The organism is Lysinibacillus sp. NPDC056220, assembly GCF_049315265.1.
Taxonomy (GTDB): Bacteria; Bacillota; Bacilli; order Bacillales_A; family Planococcaceae; genus Lysinibacillus; species Lysinibacillus pinottii.
The window spans coordinates 797,956-813,571 of sequence record NZ_JBMOXD010000003.1 but is presented as its reverse complement, the minus strand read 5'-3'; the positions used below and the strand labels follow the sequence as shown (position 1 = coordinate 813,571).

Annotated in this window: 17 protein-coding genes; 13 read left to right on the top strand and 4 right to left on the bottom strand. The window is 38.1% G+C overall.

Annotated features, from left to right (window positions below):
* The first annotated feature begins 1 nt into the window (after position 1).
* The 7 genes from ACOZBY_RS14260 to ACOZBY_RS14230 all read left to right on the top strand — a co-directional run bounded on the left by ACOZBY_RS14260 (position 2) and on the right by ACOZBY_RS14230 (position 5,711).
* Entirely contained in the window at positions 2-871 is an 870-nt protein-coding gene (locus ACOZBY_RS14260; RefSeq protein ID WP_012293771.1) for a phosphate propanoyltransferase, read from the top strand.
* A gap of 36 nt (positions 872-907) precedes the next feature.
* Positions 908-1,192, top strand: a complete 285-nt coding sequence (locus ACOZBY_RS14255; protein ID WP_008176433.1) for a EutN/CcmL family microcompartment protein — start codon at positions 908-910, stop codon at positions 1,190-1,192.
* On the top strand, positions 1,185-1,553 hold the full coding sequence (locus ACOZBY_RS14250) for a BMC domain-containing protein (protein ID WP_031419423.1): 369 nt from the start codon (positions 1,185-1,187) through the stop codon (positions 1,551-1,553). The genes ACOZBY_RS14255 and ACOZBY_RS14250 overlap by 8 nt, the downstream gene beginning before the upstream one ends.
* A complete protein-coding gene (gene mdh, locus ACOZBY_RS14245; RefSeq protein ID WP_012293774.1) occupies positions 1,553-2,500 on the top strand; it encodes a malate dehydrogenase in 948 nt (315 codons plus the stop codon). The genes ACOZBY_RS14250 and mdh overlap by 1 nt, the downstream gene beginning before the upstream one ends.
* 296 nt (positions 2,501-2,796) lie before the next feature.
* Complete coding sequence (locus ACOZBY_RS14240) at positions 2,797-2,982, top strand: hypothetical protein (protein WP_012293775.1); 186 nt, start codon at positions 2,797-2,799, stop codon at positions 2,980-2,982.
* A gap of 64 nt (positions 2,983-3,046) precedes the next feature.
* Positions 3,047-4,141 (top strand): helix-turn-helix transcriptional regulator, encoded by a 1,095-nt coding sequence (locus ACOZBY_RS14235; RefSeq protein ID WP_422762496.1) that lies wholly within the window; start codon positions 3,047-3,049, stop codon positions 4,139-4,141.
* A 73-nt stretch (positions 4,142-4,214) separates the two neighbouring features.
* Entirely contained in the window at positions 4,215-5,711 is a 1,497-nt protein-coding gene (locus ACOZBY_RS14230) for a carboxypeptidase M32 (RefSeq protein ID WP_031419426.1), read from the top strand.
* Positions 5,712-5,758: 47 nt separating this feature from the next.
* On the opposite strand, the gene ACOZBY_RS14225 is transcribed toward ACOZBY_RS14230, so the two are convergent.
* The 4 genes from ACOZBY_RS14225 to ACOZBY_RS14210 all read right to left on the bottom strand — a co-directional run bounded on the left by ACOZBY_RS14225 (position 5,759) and on the right by ACOZBY_RS14210 (position 8,830).
* A complete protein-coding gene (locus ACOZBY_RS14225; RefSeq protein ID WP_031419427.1) occupies positions 5,759-7,420 on the bottom strand; it encodes a b(o/a)3-type cytochrome-c oxidase subunit 1 in 1,662 nt (553 codons plus the stop codon).
* Positions 7,407-7,898, bottom strand: coding sequence for a cytochrome b5 (locus tag ACOZBY_RS14220; RefSeq protein WP_016991924.1), 492 nt, complete (start codon positions 7,896-7,898; stop codon positions 7,407-7,409). The genes ACOZBY_RS14225 and ACOZBY_RS14220 overlap by 14 nt, the downstream gene beginning before the upstream one ends.
* Positions 7,899-7,922: 24 nt before the next feature.
* The gene (locus ACOZBY_RS14215) at positions 7,923-8,045 is read right to left on the bottom strand and encodes a hypothetical protein (protein WP_009370491.1); all 123 of its coding nucleotides are present in this window, start codon (positions 8,043-8,045) and stop codon (positions 7,923-7,925) included.
* 323 nt (positions 8,046-8,368) lie between these two features.
* Positions 8,369-8,830: a chemotaxis protein CheX gene (locus ACOZBY_RS14210; RefSeq protein WP_036161243.1), complete on the bottom strand. Its 462-nt coding sequence runs from the start codon at positions 8,828-8,830 to the stop codon at positions 8,369-8,371.
* Positions 8,831-9,345: 515 nt separating this feature from the next.
* Here ACOZBY_RS14210 and ACOZBY_RS14205 point away from each other — a divergent pair.
* The 6 genes from ACOZBY_RS14205 to ACOZBY_RS14180 all read left to right on the top strand — a co-directional run bounded on the left by ACOZBY_RS14205 (position 9,346) and on the right by ACOZBY_RS14180 (position 15,612).
* A complete protein-coding gene (locus ACOZBY_RS14205) occupies positions 9,346-10,359 on the top strand; it encodes an ABC transporter ATP-binding protein (protein ID WP_031419429.1) in 1,014 nt (337 codons plus the stop codon).
* Positions 10,334-11,311 carry an ABC transporter ATP-binding protein gene (locus tag ACOZBY_RS14200; protein ID WP_422762495.1) on the top strand — a complete coding sequence of 326 codons (978 nt, stop codon included), beginning with the start codon at positions 10,334-10,336 and terminating at the stop codon, positions 11,309-11,311. The genes ACOZBY_RS14205 and ACOZBY_RS14200 overlap by 26 nt, the downstream gene beginning before the upstream one ends.
* On the top strand, positions 11,308-12,099 hold the full coding sequence (locus ACOZBY_RS14195) for an IclR family transcriptional regulator (RefSeq protein WP_012293782.1): 792 nt from the start codon (positions 11,308-11,310) through the stop codon (positions 12,097-12,099). The genes ACOZBY_RS14200 and ACOZBY_RS14195 overlap by 4 nt, the downstream gene beginning before the upstream one ends.
* A gap of 31 nt (positions 12,100-12,130) precedes the next feature.
* Positions 12,131-13,711 (top strand): ABC transporter substrate-binding protein, encoded by a 1,581-nt coding sequence (locus ACOZBY_RS14190; protein WP_197150528.1) that lies wholly within the window; start codon positions 12,131-12,133, stop codon positions 13,709-13,711.
* A 66-nt stretch (positions 13,712-13,777) separates the two neighbouring features.
* Positions 13,778-14,710 (top strand): nickel ABC transporter permease, encoded by a 933-nt coding sequence (gene nikB / locus ACOZBY_RS14185; protein WP_031419433.1) that lies wholly within the window; start codon positions 13,778-13,780, stop codon positions 14,708-14,710.
* Entirely contained in the window at positions 14,710-15,612 is a 903-nt protein-coding gene (locus ACOZBY_RS14180) for an ABC transporter permease (protein ID WP_080720003.1), read from the top strand. The genes nikB and ACOZBY_RS14180 overlap by 1 nt, the downstream gene beginning before the upstream one ends.
* Positions 15,613-15,616: the final 4 nt, after the last annotated feature.

Here is a 15,616-nt window from a genome sequence, read left to right as displayed (position 1 = left end):
GATGCAAGAAAATTTAGTGCAAAAAATTGTAGAAGAAGTTCTGCAGCAAGTTTTAAAAAATCAATCTTCCCCTCCACATGACGGTAAAATTCCAATTGGTGTATCTGCCCGCCATGTCCACCTTGCACAAGCAGAAGTGGAACAGCTCTTTGGTGAGAATTATCAGCTTACACCAAAGTTTGAGCTTTCACAACCTGGGCAATTTGCTGCGGAGGAAACCGTGGTCATTGCTGGTCCAAAAGGATCGATTGAGCGTGTACGTATACTGGGTCCAGCTCGTTCATTGTCTCAAGTGGAAGTCAGTTGGACAGATGCCATGAAACTAGGGATAAAACCACCATTAAGAATTTCAGGTGATATACAAGGCTCTAGCCCTGTTACATTGATTGGTCCAAAGGGGAGTGTCGTGCTAAATGAAGGACTCATTATTGCACAAGCACACATTCATATGTCCCCTGAAGACAGTGCGAAATTCAATGTAGTAGATGGACAGTCTGTACAAATCAGGGTAGATGGTATTCGCCCAATTATTTTATCGAATGTGGTGATCCGTGTATCAGAGCGTTATCGTTTAGAGATGCATATTGATACAGATGAAGCCAATGCAGGTTTAATTCAGCAAGGAACATTAGCAGAAATCGTTCAGCATCAAGTGAATGAGCAACCGATTCCAGTGAAAGAGCAGTCTCCAGTCGTAGCAAAGGTAGAAAAACCAGCTATCTATCATTATGACAAAAAGCTACTTTCACAATTGGAAGTGTTAGAAATAGATGCGCAAGAAATTGTCGTGCCAAAGAAAACCATTGTAACGGCGTTAGCTTATGATAAGCTGCGAGAGTTAAATAAAACTTTAACGATCTGTTCTGAGTAGCAAATTAATCTGTGTAGCATAAAGAGGGTGAAGTTCATGCAAATGGGAAGAGTGATAGGTAGTGTATGGGCAACACGCAAAGAGGAAGGGCTGAATGGTTTAAAACTACTAATCATTCAACCAATTGACTCCAATCAACAGCCGATTCGCACTGAAATTGTAGCAGCTGATCGTATCGGCGCAGGGATTGGTGATGATGTCCTAATAACAAGCGGTGGTTCATCACGCTATATTATGAAAGAAAATCCGTTACCAATCGATGCAGTTGTCATTGGTATTATTGATTCTACTGAAGTGATGAGAGGTGAGGACAATGAGTAGTGCAATTGGCATGATTGAAACAAAAGGATTGGTAGGTTCTTATGAAGCGGCTGATGCGATGATTAAAGCATCTGATGTTACAATCGTCAAGCAGGAATTCGTAGATGGTGGCATTGTGACAGTGGTCGTGAAAGGTGACGTAGGTTCTGTACAAGCAGCAGTAGAAGCCGGAAAAGCGGCTGCTATGCGTGTTGGAGAATTATTAGGCGCTCACGTAATTCCAAGACCTGATGAAGAGGTATTCCAAATGATTAAAGGACCAGAGGCACCGAAGAAAAAGCCAGTTTCTACATCTACATCAACACGTGCTAAAAAATCAACCGAAGCCACACCAGCGACAGATAATCGAGGTGAAGCATAATGGCATTTCGTAAAAATAAAATCGCTGTGATTGGTGCAGGTCATACCGGTTCTACATTGAGTTTATTTTTAGCACAAAAGGAACTAGGCGATGTCGTTCTTGTCGATATTCCCGAAGCAGAGAACCCAACAAAAGGGAAGGCATTGGATTTACTACAAACAGGCCCAATAGAAAAGTTTAATGTATCTATTAAAGGAACAAGCAATTATGAGGATATTGCTGGTGCAGACATCGTAGTCATAACAGCAGGAATCCCTCGTAAGCCAGGCATGAGCCGTGATGATTTAGTGACAACGAATGCGAAGATTATTCAACAGGTTTCAAGACAAATTAAACACTATGCTCCAAATAGTATTGTCTTAGTTTTAAGTAATCCGGTTGATGCTATGACGTATGTCTGTCACAAGGAAACAGGCTTTGCTAAAAATCGTATTATTGGTCAGTCTGGTGTGTTAGATACAGCTCGCTTCAACACGTTTGTTGCACAGGAGCTACAAATTGCACCTGAAGATGTCTCTGGCTTTGTGCTAGGTGGACATGGTGATGAAATGGTACCATTAATCCGTTATTCCTATGCAGGAGGTATTCCGCTAGAAAAACTCATCCCCCAGGATAGACTCCAGCAAATCGTCGAACGTACACGCAAAGGTGGCGGTGAAATTGTCGGTTTATTAGGAAATGGTAGTGCGTATTATGCACCAGCTGCTGCATGCGCGCAAATGGTTGAAATCATTATCAAAGATCAACGGAAAATAGTCCCTTCTATTGCCCTATTAGAAGGTGAATATGGGTACCAAAACCTGTATCTAGGGGTACCAACAATTTTAGGAGGCAATGGCATTGAATCTGTCATCGAATTGCACCTAACAAATGAAGAACAAGCAGCGCTTCAGCATTCTGCCGAGGCTGTTAAACAAGTAATTGCCATTTGCCAAAACATAGAGTGATCAGACTCTACTTACGATGAATAGAAAGAATCCCCATCTTTCTTTAAATTGAAAATGAATGGCAGCTCCTACAAATGTTTGATTGGAAACCGAACATTACTCGAAAGCTAGTGAAAATTCTCCTAAATATATACCTCACTTTGAGTAAGAGAGGACGAACTGTAGCAAGCGCATAGTTTGCTACAGTTTTTTTATTTCCTAAAAATAAGCTAAAGGAAGTTGACTTTGCCCAAAAGGGAAAGTGTATAACGGATATAAGCCATAGATAAAAGGGAGAAGGACTGGTGTGAGATCAATTGTGGTGTATCAACGAAGAGGAGGAAGATTTAGTTCCTTATGCTGCAGTTGGCGATGGCGGCAATGTGATTTGTTGTATTCCAACGCTGAACACAGCAGTTGCTATCTCATCACTCTTTATGGTCAATGCACCAGATAGAGGGCTGTTTATCAAAGAACATATTATTCCAACATTAATGCGATAATAACACAACCTATATCATAACAAACCATATCACCTCTACTATAATCAAAGGAGGAGGGATGAGGATGAATAACATCATACAGGAGATGATTGATTGGATTGAATATCATCTCTTAGAAGGCTTTTCATTAGAACATTTAGGGAAGCATATGGGCTATTCCCCGTATTATTGTTCGTTTAAATTCCACCAAATAACGGGAATCACCATTAAAAAATATGTTTCATTACGAAAGATATATTTGGCCTCTGAAGCGTTAAAAAAGTCGGAAGAAAAAATAATCGATATTGCCTTACATTATGGTTTTTCAACACAGGAATCCTTTTCTAGAGCCTTTAAAAAGGCCTTTGGTATAAGCCCTCATGAATTCCGAAAGACCCCACAACCTTTGCAAATATTTGTAAAAAAGAATTTAAAGGATGAAGAAGGATGGTTTACGATGGATATTTCTTCAAAATTAAAAATTGAAGCATTGCAAGAGAAAATACATGCGCAATATGATCAAGCGATATTGAATGTTTTAAATGGTCAAATGATGTACGAGGAGTTTTCGAAACAGCAATTAATGGGGAACAGTGATTATGTACCTTTCAATGAAGCCATGTGTAGCAATCAAACAGCAAGCCCGATTTTGGGCGAAGAATTTAACAAAATTCGTGCCGCTGGACACCAAGTAACAGTACAGGACTATGAGCATATAACAGTAAATCCTTTGAAGTTATTGTGGACCAAAAACTACCAATGTATCGTTTTATGGTTTGGGGATGATATGTTTTGTCAAATGAACTTGCTAACTGTACTTGCTTTTCTGGAGCAGCAAAAATACGAAGGCAAAGTTTATTTCCATATGGTACAGGAAGCGACCTATGATGTGGATGAAATGGAAATTGTGCTTGGAGACTATTTAAAGATTTATCAAGACGTTTTGATCCGCCATCGTATCCCGGAGGCAACGCTTTTACCAGTAATGTATCAGGGGATTCAATTATATTTTGACTATTTAAAAGAAGAAAATGATATTTCTTCTTATATTAAGAAACATGTTGATCAGTCCCCACAGGAATTGTTAACACAATTATTTCGCCTCTTTCCTCAATATGGGCTTGGAGATACTCAGTATTTAAAAATAATAGATAAAGTGAAAAATGAAAAATCTGAGTAAAACTACTAAATGGTCCACAATATACAAAATTTTCGAAAATATGATAAACTTATAGCACAAGGAGGATGAAAGCATGACTATTCAACAATTTACTGACTATGTTAAGAAGATGCAGCATTATGAGGAAGCACTCAATGTGATTTATTGGGATATGCGAACGGGAGCACCTAAAAAAGGATTAGCACAACGTTCAGAGGTAATAGGTACATTATCAGCCTCCTTATTTGATATGCAAACGAGTGAAGAATTAGGTGAGCTTCTATTAGCATTAGAGGCAAAAAAATCAGATCTTGATTATGTGACACTTCGTTTAGTAGAAGAAGTAAGAAAGAATTACGATCAAAATAAAAAAATTCCTGCTGAAGAGTATAAAGAATTTGTTATTCTACAATCGAAGGCGGAAACGGCTTGGGAAGAAGCAAAGGAAAGCAATAATTTTGAACTATTCCTACCATATTTAGAGGAAATCATTCAATGGCAAAAAAAATTCATTCAATATTGGGGTATTAAAAATGGATCTCCATATAATACATTGCTCGATTTATATGAACCTGACATGACGACAGATGTATTAGACCAAGTATTTGGTGATTTACGAGAATCTATTGTAACGCTTGTACAAAAAATTGCTGATTCATCGAATAAACCAGATACAAGCATGTTATTTAAGCATTTTCCACGTGAAGCTCAGCGTGAACTATCACTAGAGATGCTAGCTCAACTTGGTTACGACTTTGATGCTGGCCGTTTGGATGAAAGTGTGCATCCATTTATGATTGGTTTAAATTACGGAGATGCTCGTATTACAACAAAATATGATGAAAATGATTTCCGTTCAGCTATTTTTGGTACCATTCATGAATGCGGTCATGCCATGTATGAGCAAAACATTGATGCAAAGCTTGCAGGCTTGCCGCTAGCTACTGGTACATCGATGGGTATTCATGAATCACAATCATTATTTTATGAAAACTTTGTCGGTAGAAATGAAAAGTTCTGGGAGCATAACTATGAGCGACTTCAACACTTCTCACCAGCTCAATTTGGCGATGTTGCATTAGGCGATTTTTTACGTGCCATTAATATGGTAGAACCATCCTTCATTCGTATTGAAGCAGATGAACTAACGTATCCACTACATATCATGATTCGCTATGAAATTGAACGTGACTTATTCAACGGGGATTTACAAGCGAAGGATCTTCCGCAAGTATGGAATGATAAGTATGAGGAATATTTAGGCATTCGTCCTGAAACAGATGCAATGGGAGTATTACAAGACATGCACTGGTCAGGTGGTATGTTTGGTTACTTCCCGTCCTATGCATTAGGAATGATTTATGCAGCGCAATGGAAGCATGCGATGGACAAGGATATCCCTCATTTTGATGACTTACTAGAAAAGGGAGAGCTACTGCCAATTCGAGAGTGGCTAACTGAGAAAGTTCATCAATATGGAGCATTGAAAAAACCATTTGAATTGCTAAAAGAAGCAACAGGGGAAGGCTTAAATGCCAAGTATCTAGCAGATTATTTACAAGAAAAATATACGAAACTGTATCAATTATAACGTGAAAAAAGAGATTTCTCGGAAATGAGAAATCTCTTTTTTTATGTTTACCACAATTGATAGCCTTTGGAGCCAGCCGGTGAATTCGAAATAATATCGAAAATTGGCACGGTGTAAGCGAATAAGATTAAGGCTACTAAAATGACAAGCCATACTTTAAAGTTTTCTAAAATAGCGGGTGTTGGACCACTAAGCTCATGTACATCCCCAATAGGGAACTCCTCTTCACCCTTAGGAGCAAACCAAGCTAATTTCACGACGATATAAATAATGATTAGGATGGCGATAAAGAGAATCGTTCCGCCCACAGCTTGTGCAATTTGATAAGGAATCCAATCATATGCCTGTGAAGCACCACCATATTCTGAGTAATCTGAACGACGAGGTGCACCGATAAGACCAGCAATATGCATAGCAGAAGACATAATAGTCATACCGACTGCCCATAAGATACCAGCGAAATTACTAAGATTATTTAAAGCCTTTGTTAAAGTCCGTCCTGTTAAATGTGGTATTAACCAGAAGGCCGCACCAAAGTATGTTAAAACAACAGCAGTTGCAATCGTTAAATGGAAATGCCCAGTCACCCAAATAGTGTTATGGATTAATTGGTTCATTTGATAGGAGGCATTGACAATACCGCCAGCACCACCAGGAATGAATGCCACCATACCGATAAATGGAACGAAGAAACGAGAATCCTTCCAAGGTAATTTTTTGAACCATCCGAACAGTCCTTTTCCACCTAATTCTCGACCACGTAATTCGAACATGGCAAACATCGAGAAGGCTGTCATTAGAGAAGGAACGATTACAGCAAATGTTAAAACAACTTGAATGAACTTCCATGTACCATCAATACCAGGCTCTGTTAACTGATGGTGAATTCCAACAGGAATAGAGAACAGTAAGAATAGCATAAACGAAAGTCTTGCTAAAGAATCGGAGAAAATTTTTCCACCAATTACTTTTGGAATAATTACATACCAAACCATATAAGCAGGTAATAGCCAGAAGTATACAAGTGCATGACCGAAATACCAGAAAAGAGTACGGGATAATGCAACATCGACACGTTCAATTAAACCTAATGACCATGGTAATAGTTGAATTAATACTGATGCTGCTACACCAAGTGTTGCAACGAACCACATTAAATTATTGACAACTACCATAAACGATAATAATGGGCTACGTTCACCGCTACCTTTATTTTCTTTACGCCATTGAGCATAGCGTAAAATTTGACCTGCGCCGCCAACCCAAGAACCGACTACGACTAATGTAAGGCCTAGATAGAAAATCCAGTGTGCCTTTAGTGGTGCATAGAACGTATAAAGAACAGTTGCTTTATTTAATAAAACCATCGTTGCCGCAGCAGCTGTACCGATTGTCATTAACCAAAAGCCGACCCAGCCAAGTCTACGTTGACCATTCGTAAATGTACCTGATGTACGACTTACACTAGCAATTTGGAAACCGTAAATAAAGAAAGTAGTTAAAATAAGACCGAGTAATACTCCGTGTACGGTTAATACTTGATAATAGCCAATGCCCGCTGGTAATGTAAATTGACCAGAACGTACAAATACTTGTAATAAACCTGCAAGACCACCTAATAACAATGCGATAAATGCTACATATATATGCGCCATAGCTAGCTTTGCATCGCGACGATCTACTTTTGTCATTGAATTAGTGTGACTCATTTGAATCCACCACCTTTAGCATAGAGTGCATCATCGTATGTCCTGTACCACAATATTCATTACAAACGATTAAAAACTCGCCTACTTTGTTGACTTCTGTTACATATTCTGAAATATAACCAGGCTCAAGCATCATGTTAATATTCGTACCTGCAACCTCAAAACCGTGCATGACATCCTCGCTTGTCGCGATGAATTTGACCTTTGCACCCAGTGGAACCTCAATTTGTGGAGGATTATAATTGAATGCAGAAGCGATGACAACCACCTCGTAATCCCAATCTTTGCCCTCTACCTTATGGACTCCTGGATTATCGAAAGGTGCTGTCTCTTTCACTTTCTCGTAATCTAGTGTTTTTTTACCATTATTCGGGTGGGAGCCTTGATGAAATGCTCCGATACCGAGAATAATGAGGAATGCGACTAAAGTAGTAACTCCGAACACAAGCCAATACTTCTCATACTTATGTATGTGCATATGTTTCTGTCCCTTCTTCGTAGATTAAAACCTTCCAATGAACAAATCAAAGCAGTACACCCAAAGTAAAATAATGATGATACCTACTCCAAAAACTGCATAGAGTGAACCTTTTAAATTCTCATCTGACTTCTTTTTGTTTGCCATTTTTGCTCCTCCTACGCTTTTTATAGTTGGTGTTTCTTACAGACATCATATATAAATCCGATGCAATTTGATGTGAAAAAAATCACACTTCTATAGAAAATATGTGAAGAAAGTGTGAAGAATTCAGGGGAGAAAAAAACAAGCCATCTCAAAAGTCATCGAGATAGCTTGTTTCATTATTATATTTAGCTTTTTTTTAATAAAAAAAATAGATTTTAAAGAAGTCCTACCAATTTTTCTAGGAGCAAGGCAAAATTAAAACATATATGGTATTTACTCTTGCATATAATGTCTTATTGGACATAGACTTTAAACCTAGCTTTCTATTCTGCTTCTTCTTCAATGGTTAATAGAACTGTTAGAGCTCCGACGCTCGGGATGGAAACTGGGAGAGCGAAGGCCTTTTCAAAGCCATATAATTTTGTATTGCCCACCATCACAGTTGGCGGAGTGATATCAATTTCTAAGTTTTCTTGCCCAACAGCCGTACATAAATTTCCTGCAATCATGTTACCAAATTCCCCTGTAAAGGATTCTAGCATTTCTCCTTCAAGCGGCATACCGAACATGGTACTACCGATTCCGCTGAATACTTCGGGAGTGGAGTCAATGATAACGCGACCCTTTAAATCTCCTATTAAGCCAATCAATACACCCATTTGCTGTTGTTGAAAGGGTTCAGAAATAATACTAGGCGACTTTACTTCAATATCCATAGGAAGAATTGATTTTAAAGCGTGAATAGTCCCGTTTAAAATAGTTTGAAAGTACTTCGAATTACTCATCATTACCGCATCCTTTTTCCGACTTTTCTACATCTTACCATGTAAAAAGGGTAAGATGAAAGTATGTCTTGACGAATTAACAGGAAATTTATAATATATTAGTGAGAATGATTTTCAAATTCAATGTATGGGTCTGAAAAACAATAGAAAAACACTTAATTTATATGAAAAGGAGCGGTCAGCAATGACATTCGTATTGATTGGAACAGCTGTAGCGATCTATATTGGAGTAGGAAAATACGTCATGAAACAGGCGACTGCACATTTGAAATAAGAAACTATACGAAAAAAAAGATAAGCATGGTCCGAGCACTCGGATCCATGCTTTTTTTGTATTTCTCGAAAGATAGGAAGATTTCTTGGGGAATTACAAATAAAAATTAATTGTTTTTTCGGAATAATTACAGTAAATAGAATTTTTATTTTTTTCTGAAAACTATTGAAATATCCTATTAATCTCTGATAAGATTTTAAAAAATGGAATCGCGTTTCATAATATGGAACGGAGGGGGAAAATGGGATTGAATATTTTAGAAGTAAAGGATTTGAAAATAGGTATTCAGCACAATAAAAAGGATATTTCCATTGTGAATGGGGTGTCATTTCAACTTGAAAAAGGAAAAACATTGGGGATTGTAGGGGAATCTGGTTGTGGAAAGAGTATGACGTCATTATCTCTTATGGGGCTGTTGCCATCTGGGGTTGAATGGCAAAGCGGCGAGATTTACATAGATCAAAAACAAATTCATAAAAAATTAAAGAAGGAATGGCGAAAGATTCGTGGGAAAAAAGTTTCAATGATATTTCAGGAGCCAATGAGCTCCCTTAATCCAGTGTATAAGGTAGGCTCCCAAATCATTGAAATGATTCATAGCCATGAAAATATTTCAAAAAAAGAGGCGCATGAGCGAGCGGTTGATATGCTTCGCCTTGTTGGTATTCCTCGACCCGATAAAGTGGTTAATGAATATCCACACCAATTATCTGGCGGGATGAGACAACGGGTGATGATTGCCATGGCATTGGCTTGTGGACCAGAAATATTAATCGCAGACGAGCCTACTACTGCATTAGATGTAACTATTCAGGCACAAATTCTAGAGTTAATGAAAGATATACAAGAAAAACTGGACATGTCCATTATTTTAATTACTCATGATCTTGGAGTTGTTGCTGAAATCTGCGAGAAAGTGATTGTGATGTATGCGGGTGAAATAGTTGAAGAAGCGAATGTGTTGGAATTATTTGATCATCCACTCCATCCCTATACGAAAGGGTTACTAAACTCATTGCCGGATATGGAGACAGAACAAGAATATCTTCCGTCTATTGAGGGGGTGGTACCATCACCATCCGATATGCCAGCAGGCTGTAGATTTTTCGATCGATGTGAATTTGCAACTGAAAAATGTAAAAGTAAACCAGAACTATTTACTACGTCCATTGGTAGCACGGTTAGATGCTGGTTATATGAAAAGGATGATGTGGGAGGAGGAAATGTCAATGAGCAGTCCATTGTTAGAAGTTAAACACTTAAAAAAATATTTTCCAGTGAAAGGATCACGTTCGGGAAATTTAAAAGCAGTAGATGATGTTTCATTTTTTGTAAACGAGGGTGAAGTTTTAGGAATTGTAGGGGAATCTGGTTGTGGAAAATCCACAATGGGTAAAACACTTATTCAACTGCTAACACCTACTGAGGGCGAAATTTTGCTGAACGGAGAAAATATAGCCACACTTAGCGCCAAAGAGGTCCGTCAAAAACGGCGTGATATGCAAATCATTTTTCAGGACCCTTTTTCGTCCCTTAATCCGCGTATGAAGGTTTTTAAAATCATTGAAGAACCTTTAGTGAATTTTGGAATCGGTACTAAGGAAGAACGGAAACAACGTGTTTATGAGGTCGCTAAACAGGTGGGGCTTACAGAAAAGCAGCTCGATCGTTTTCCACATGAATTTTCAGGCGGCCAAAGACAGCGCATTGGAATTGCAAGAGCATTAGTATCCCATCCGAAATTGATTGTGGCAGATGAACCTGTATCTGCACTCGATGTATCCATTCAGTCTCAAGTGCTTAATATTATGAAAGATTTAAAAAGGGACATGAACCTTACCTATATTTTTATATCCCATGATTTAAGTGTCGTGCATCATTTCTGTGATCGTATAGGGGTGATGTACTTAGGGAAGCTAGTGGAATTGGCTGACAAACATGAGTTGTTTAACAATCCGAAACACCCTTACACGAAAGCATTGCTATCTGCATTACCTAAGTCTCATCCTTCAAAGGTTAAAGAACGAGTTGTCCTTAGCGGAGATGTGCCAAATCCAGCAAATCCCCCTTCAGGATGTACCTTCCATACACGGTGTCCAAGCTGTATGGAGATTTGTAAAGTGACACCTCCGAAATTAAAAAAAATTAGTGATCAACATGAAGTTTCTTGTTTACTTTATGAAGAACAAATGGAGCGATTAACATGAGCAAAACATTGGAAAAAGGAATTAATATTTTAACGCTATTTACAGAAGAAAAACCTTCTTGGCGGTTAGATGAACTAGCTATAGAAACTGATATTCCTAAACCGACCTTACATAGATTTCTAAAAACATTTACGGATTTAGGCGTATTAAAACGACCATATGTACAAAGTGGAGGACAGGTGGTTTTAAGTGATCATTATTTACTAGGGAATAAACTAATTGAATTAGGGGCAATAGCTGCTAATTCCATAGAGATTCGTTCGTTAGCCATTCCGTATATGAAAATGTTACAACAGAAATTTGATTTGGCTGTTCAATTAGTAGTATTGGATGAAACGGATGGCCTTTATATAGAAAAAATAGAAAGTCTAAAACCGGTTCTATTATATACAAGAGTTGGAAGAAGAGCACCACTATACGCAGGTGCCTGCTCACGTATTCTTTTATCTTTTCAATGTGAAGAGAAAATTAACGAGGTCCTCCAGAAGCCTCGAAAAAAATATGCGAGTGGAACCCCTCATACGGATAAAGAGATTGATGAATTAATTGAATTTGGTAAGAAAAATGGCTATGCCTACAGCGTATCAGAATTGGAAGAAGGAACTGTATCAATAGCGGTGCCGATTTTTAATAGTGATCGAAAAGTAGAGTACTCCATTAGTATTGCTGGTATAGAATCACTACTACCACAGGAAAAAATAAATACGTTTTTAGAGGGACTGTGGGAAACTGCTGCGTTAATTTCGGCTGAACTAGGTTATTCGATGCCATATCCTTATGGCGTATAAATAGCACAAATATAAAAGGGGATGAACAATAATGAAGAAACAAAAATGGCTAGCACTATTACTAGTGTGCATGATGATTATTTTGTCAGCATGTAGTGGCGGTACATCAACAAAAGAAGACAGTAAAAATAGTAGCAAATCTTCTGGTGAAAACGCAGCACTCACAAGAGGAAATGAATTAGTTATCCGTGTGGCAGGAGATCCTCAAAACTGGGATCCCATTGATACGTTTTTACTTTCTTGGAGTACGGTAGCAACATCGGTCTTTGAAGGATTAGTTAGTCGTTCTTTAGATTTAGAAATTCAACCTGGATTAGCGGAATCTTGGGAATATAAAGATGACAAAACAATTGTCTTTCAATTACGCCAAGGCGTTACCTTCCATAATGGTGAACCATTTAATGCGGAAGCGGTGAAATTTACTTTTGATCGTTTGCTAGGAGATGAAGGTCAAAAAGGTCCTCAATATTCCAATTACACTTCTATTGATCATGTGGAAGTAACGGGTGAATATGAAGTAACTATGCACTTAAATTCTATTGATCCGGTATTACTCACAAAACTATCAGGGTATGGTGCTGTAATCGTGCCACCTAAATATATTCAAGAACAGGGTGCAGAGAATTTTGATATGAAACCTGTTGGTACAGGTCCGTTTAAAATGACAGATTATCAACGAGATAAACAAGTTGTGATTGAACGTTATGCAGATTATTGGAATAAAGATGCTATTAAACTAGATAAAGTTACATTTAAAGTAATCCCAGAAACAGCAACAGCACTTGCAGAGTTACAAACTGGCAATATTGATATTATGACACGTTTGGAAGTTTCCCAAGCTGCAACAGCAGAAGCAACTGACTTTATTGAATTAATGGAAGTATCTACACCTACAGCTTATTCAATTCGTTTTGATACGGCGCAAAAGCCAGTTGATGATGTACGTGTTCGTCAAGCTATTAACTATGCTATCGATAAAGAAACGATTGTCAAAGAAATTTTAGGTGGCTATGGGAATCTTATAAGCTCATTCCAAAGTGATTTATCATTTGGCTATAACAACGATTTAGAGCCATATCCATATGATCCTGAGAAGGCAAAAGAATTATTGGCTGAAGCGAATGTTCCAGAAGGTACTACATTAGATTTCTATATTCCAGGTACTGACGGAACATTTAAAGAGATTGCTCAAGCAGTAGCGTTTTACTTAGAGGAAGTTGGCTTAAAAGTATCTATTAATAGTGTGGAAAATACGACATTCCAATCTGAGTTAATCCCTCAAGGAAAAGCGGGACATATGTATAAAAATGGCTGGGGCGGATGGACGCTGGACTTTGATAATACAGCTTATTTAATGTACCACGAGGGAGAATTCTGGAACCCATCCTATAAAAATGAAAAAGTGGAACAATTATTAGCAGCAGAGCGTGCCACTATTGATAATGACGAAAGACAAAAGGTTTTTAAAGAGCTTACAGAAGTATTATATGAAGATGCAACTGAAGTCAACTTATATTCGGAAGTTGAAATATACGCAGTGAATAAACGAATAAAAGGTTTCCAACCACCACATGATGGCCGCTTTAATTTTGCAGGTGTCACTGTCGAGTAAGTAAAAAATTATGAGATAGTATGCTAGCATACTATCTCTTTCATTTCACATTAGGAGGATGGAATTATGCTTTCCTATATTCTACGACGTTTGTCGCATACCGTGCTCGTGATTATTGCGGTTTCATTAATTATATTTTTCTCCATTCGTTTAACAGGTGACCCCGTAAGTATAATGTTTGGGGCTGGTGAACCTTCACAGCAGGCAATAGAAGAACTGACAGCCAAACTCGGTTTGGATAAGCCTGTTTGGGAGCAATACTTCATATTTATGAAGGATTTAGTAACACTTGATTTTGGTACTTCCTATCGTTCCAATAGCCCAGTTTTAGAGATGTTACTCGAACGAGCGTGGCCGACAATTGCACTTGCTTTAGGTGGAATGGCAGTGGCATTGTTTATAGCTGTTCCGCTAGGTATTCTATCAGCTATTTATAAAGGAAAATCCATTGATGTGTTTAGTCGTATTTTTTCTTTGTTAGGCATTTCTTTCCCCAATTTTTGGTTGGCGTTTATGCTAATTTTAATTTTTGCTGTTCAACTAAAGTGGCTGCCAGTATCCGGATTTGATGGGTTTAGCTCATTAATTTTGCCATCTGTTGCCTTAGGGCTCATCCTATCTGGTATTTTAGTTCGATTAATTCGTACGTCTATGCTGGAAGTACTTAAAATGCAATATGTCACAACTGCACGGGCGAAAGGCATAAGAGAATGGCTAGTTATCATTCGACATGCTTTCCGCAATGCCTTATTGCCAACTGTAACATTTGTTGGTTTACAGTTTGGAGGGCTATTAGGAGGTGCAGTTATTGTCGAGCAAGTCTTTTCTTGGCCTGGAATTGGAAGGTTAATTGTTGATTCTATTAATCAACGAGACTATCCAGTAGTCCAGGGAGGAATCATCCTTTTAGCACTGATGATGATTTTAGTAAATCTAATTGTTGATTTATGCTACTCCTTGATTAACCCAAAAATTAGAACTGGAAGAGGTGAGCAATAATGACTCAAATAATGGAAACAGAAGCAATCGAAATAAAAAAAGCCAATAAAATCGTAACCGTTCTGAAATTCATGAAGAATAATCCAACAGGCATAATAGGCTTATTATTGGTTGTCACTACAATACTGTGTGCTATATTCGCGCCTTATATTGCTCCCTATGATCCGGGGGCGGCTAGCTTAGGACATCGACTTGACCTACCCAAATGGCTAGATGATACAGGTAAATCTCAATACGTTCTCGGAGGAGATCAGGTTGGGCGTGATTTGCTAAGTAGAATTATTTACGGAGCACGTATATCTCTATTAGTCGGGATTTGTGGCGTCATCATTTCATTAGTGCTTGGTACATTTCTAGGCATTATTTCAGGTTACTTTGGGAAATGGATGGATGATTTAATTATGCGGCTAGCCGAAGTTCAAATGGGGTTACCGTTTATTTTACTAGCCATCGTGATTATGAGTGTTTTTGGAACAGGTATTGAAAAAATTATTATTATCCTTGGACTTACATATTGGGTTAGTTTTGCGCGATTAATTCGAGGAGAGATTTTAGCTTTAAAGGAACAAGAGTATATCCAAGCAGCAAAGGCAATTGGTGGGACACATTTCAAAATAATCATGAAGCATATACTTCCTAATGTTGCTTCCTCTATTCTAGTGTTAGCAACGATGTGTATTGCAGAGTTTATTTTATTGGAGGCCTCTTTAACATTTTTAGGGCTAGGCGTGGAGCCTACAGTACCTTCGTGGGGAGGAATGTTAGCGGATAGTCGAAATTATATGACCTCTGCTTGGTGGATATCTGTTTTCCCAGGCGTTGCCATTATGTTAACGGTTTTAGGCTTTAATTTATTAGGAGATTGGTTGCGAGATCGCTTAGATCCAAATATGAAAGTTTAGGTGA

Bases quoted from the DNA above. Each gene is read 5' to 3' on its own strand.
- ACOZBY_RS14205 (WP_031419429.1), top strand. From the start codon at position 9,346: ATGGGATTGAATATTTTAGAAGTAAAGGATTTGAAAATAGGTATTCAG.
- ACOZBY_RS14230 (WP_031419426.1), top strand. From the start codon at position 4,215: ATGACTATTCAACAATTTACTGACTATGTTAAGAAGATGCAGCATTAT.
- mdh (WP_012293774.1), top strand. From the start codon at position 1,553: ATGGCATTTCGTAAAAATAAAATCGCTGTGATTGGTGCAGGTCATACC.
- ACOZBY_RS14255 (WP_008176433.1), top strand. From the start codon at position 908: ATGCAAATGGGAAGAGTGATAGGTAGTGTATGGGCAACACGCAAAGAG.
- ACOZBY_RS14250 (WP_031419423.1), top strand. From the start codon at position 1,185: ATGAGTAGTGCAATTGGCATGATTGAAACAAAAGGATTGGTAGGTTCT.
- ACOZBY_RS14220 (WP_016991924.1), bottom strand. From the start codon at position 7,898: ATGCACATACATAAGTATGAGAAGTATTGGCTTGTGTTCGGAGTTACT.
- nikB (WP_031419433.1), top strand. From the start codon at position 13,778: ATGCTTTCCTATATTCTACGACGTTTGTCGCATACCGTGCTCGTGATT.
- ACOZBY_RS14190 (WP_197150528.1), top strand. From the start codon at position 12,131: ATGAAGAAACAAAAATGGCTAGCACTATTACTAGTGTGCATGATGATT.
- ACOZBY_RS14200 (WP_422762495.1), top strand. From the start codon at position 10,334: ATGAGCAGTCCATTGTTAGAAGTTAAACACTTAAAAAAATATTTTCCA.
- ACOZBY_RS14210 (WP_036161243.1), bottom strand. From the start codon at position 8,830: ATGAGTAATTCGAAGTACTTTCAAACTATTTTAAACGGGACTATTCAC.
- ACOZBY_RS14260 (WP_012293771.1), top strand. From the start codon at position 2: ATGCAAGAAAATTTAGTGCAAAAAATTGTAGAAGAAGTTCTGCAGCAA.
- ACOZBY_RS14180 (WP_080720003.1), top strand. From the start codon at position 14,710: ATGACTCAAATAATGGAAACAGAAGCAATCGAAATAAAAAAAGCCAAT.
- ACOZBY_RS14235 (WP_422762496.1), top strand. From the start codon at position 3,047: ATGAATAACATCATACAGGAGATGATTGATTGGATTGAATATCATCTC.
- ACOZBY_RS14195 (WP_012293782.1), top strand. From the start codon at position 11,308: ATGAGCAAAACATTGGAAAAAGGAATTAATATTTTAACGCTATTTACA.
- ACOZBY_RS14225 (WP_031419427.1), bottom strand. From the start codon at position 7,420: ATGAGTCACACTAATTCAATGACAAAAGTAGATCGTCGCGATGCAAAG.
- ACOZBY_RS14215 (WP_009370491.1), bottom strand. From the start codon at position 8,045: ATGGCAAACAAAAAGAAGTCAGATGAGAATTTAAAAGGTTCACTCTAT.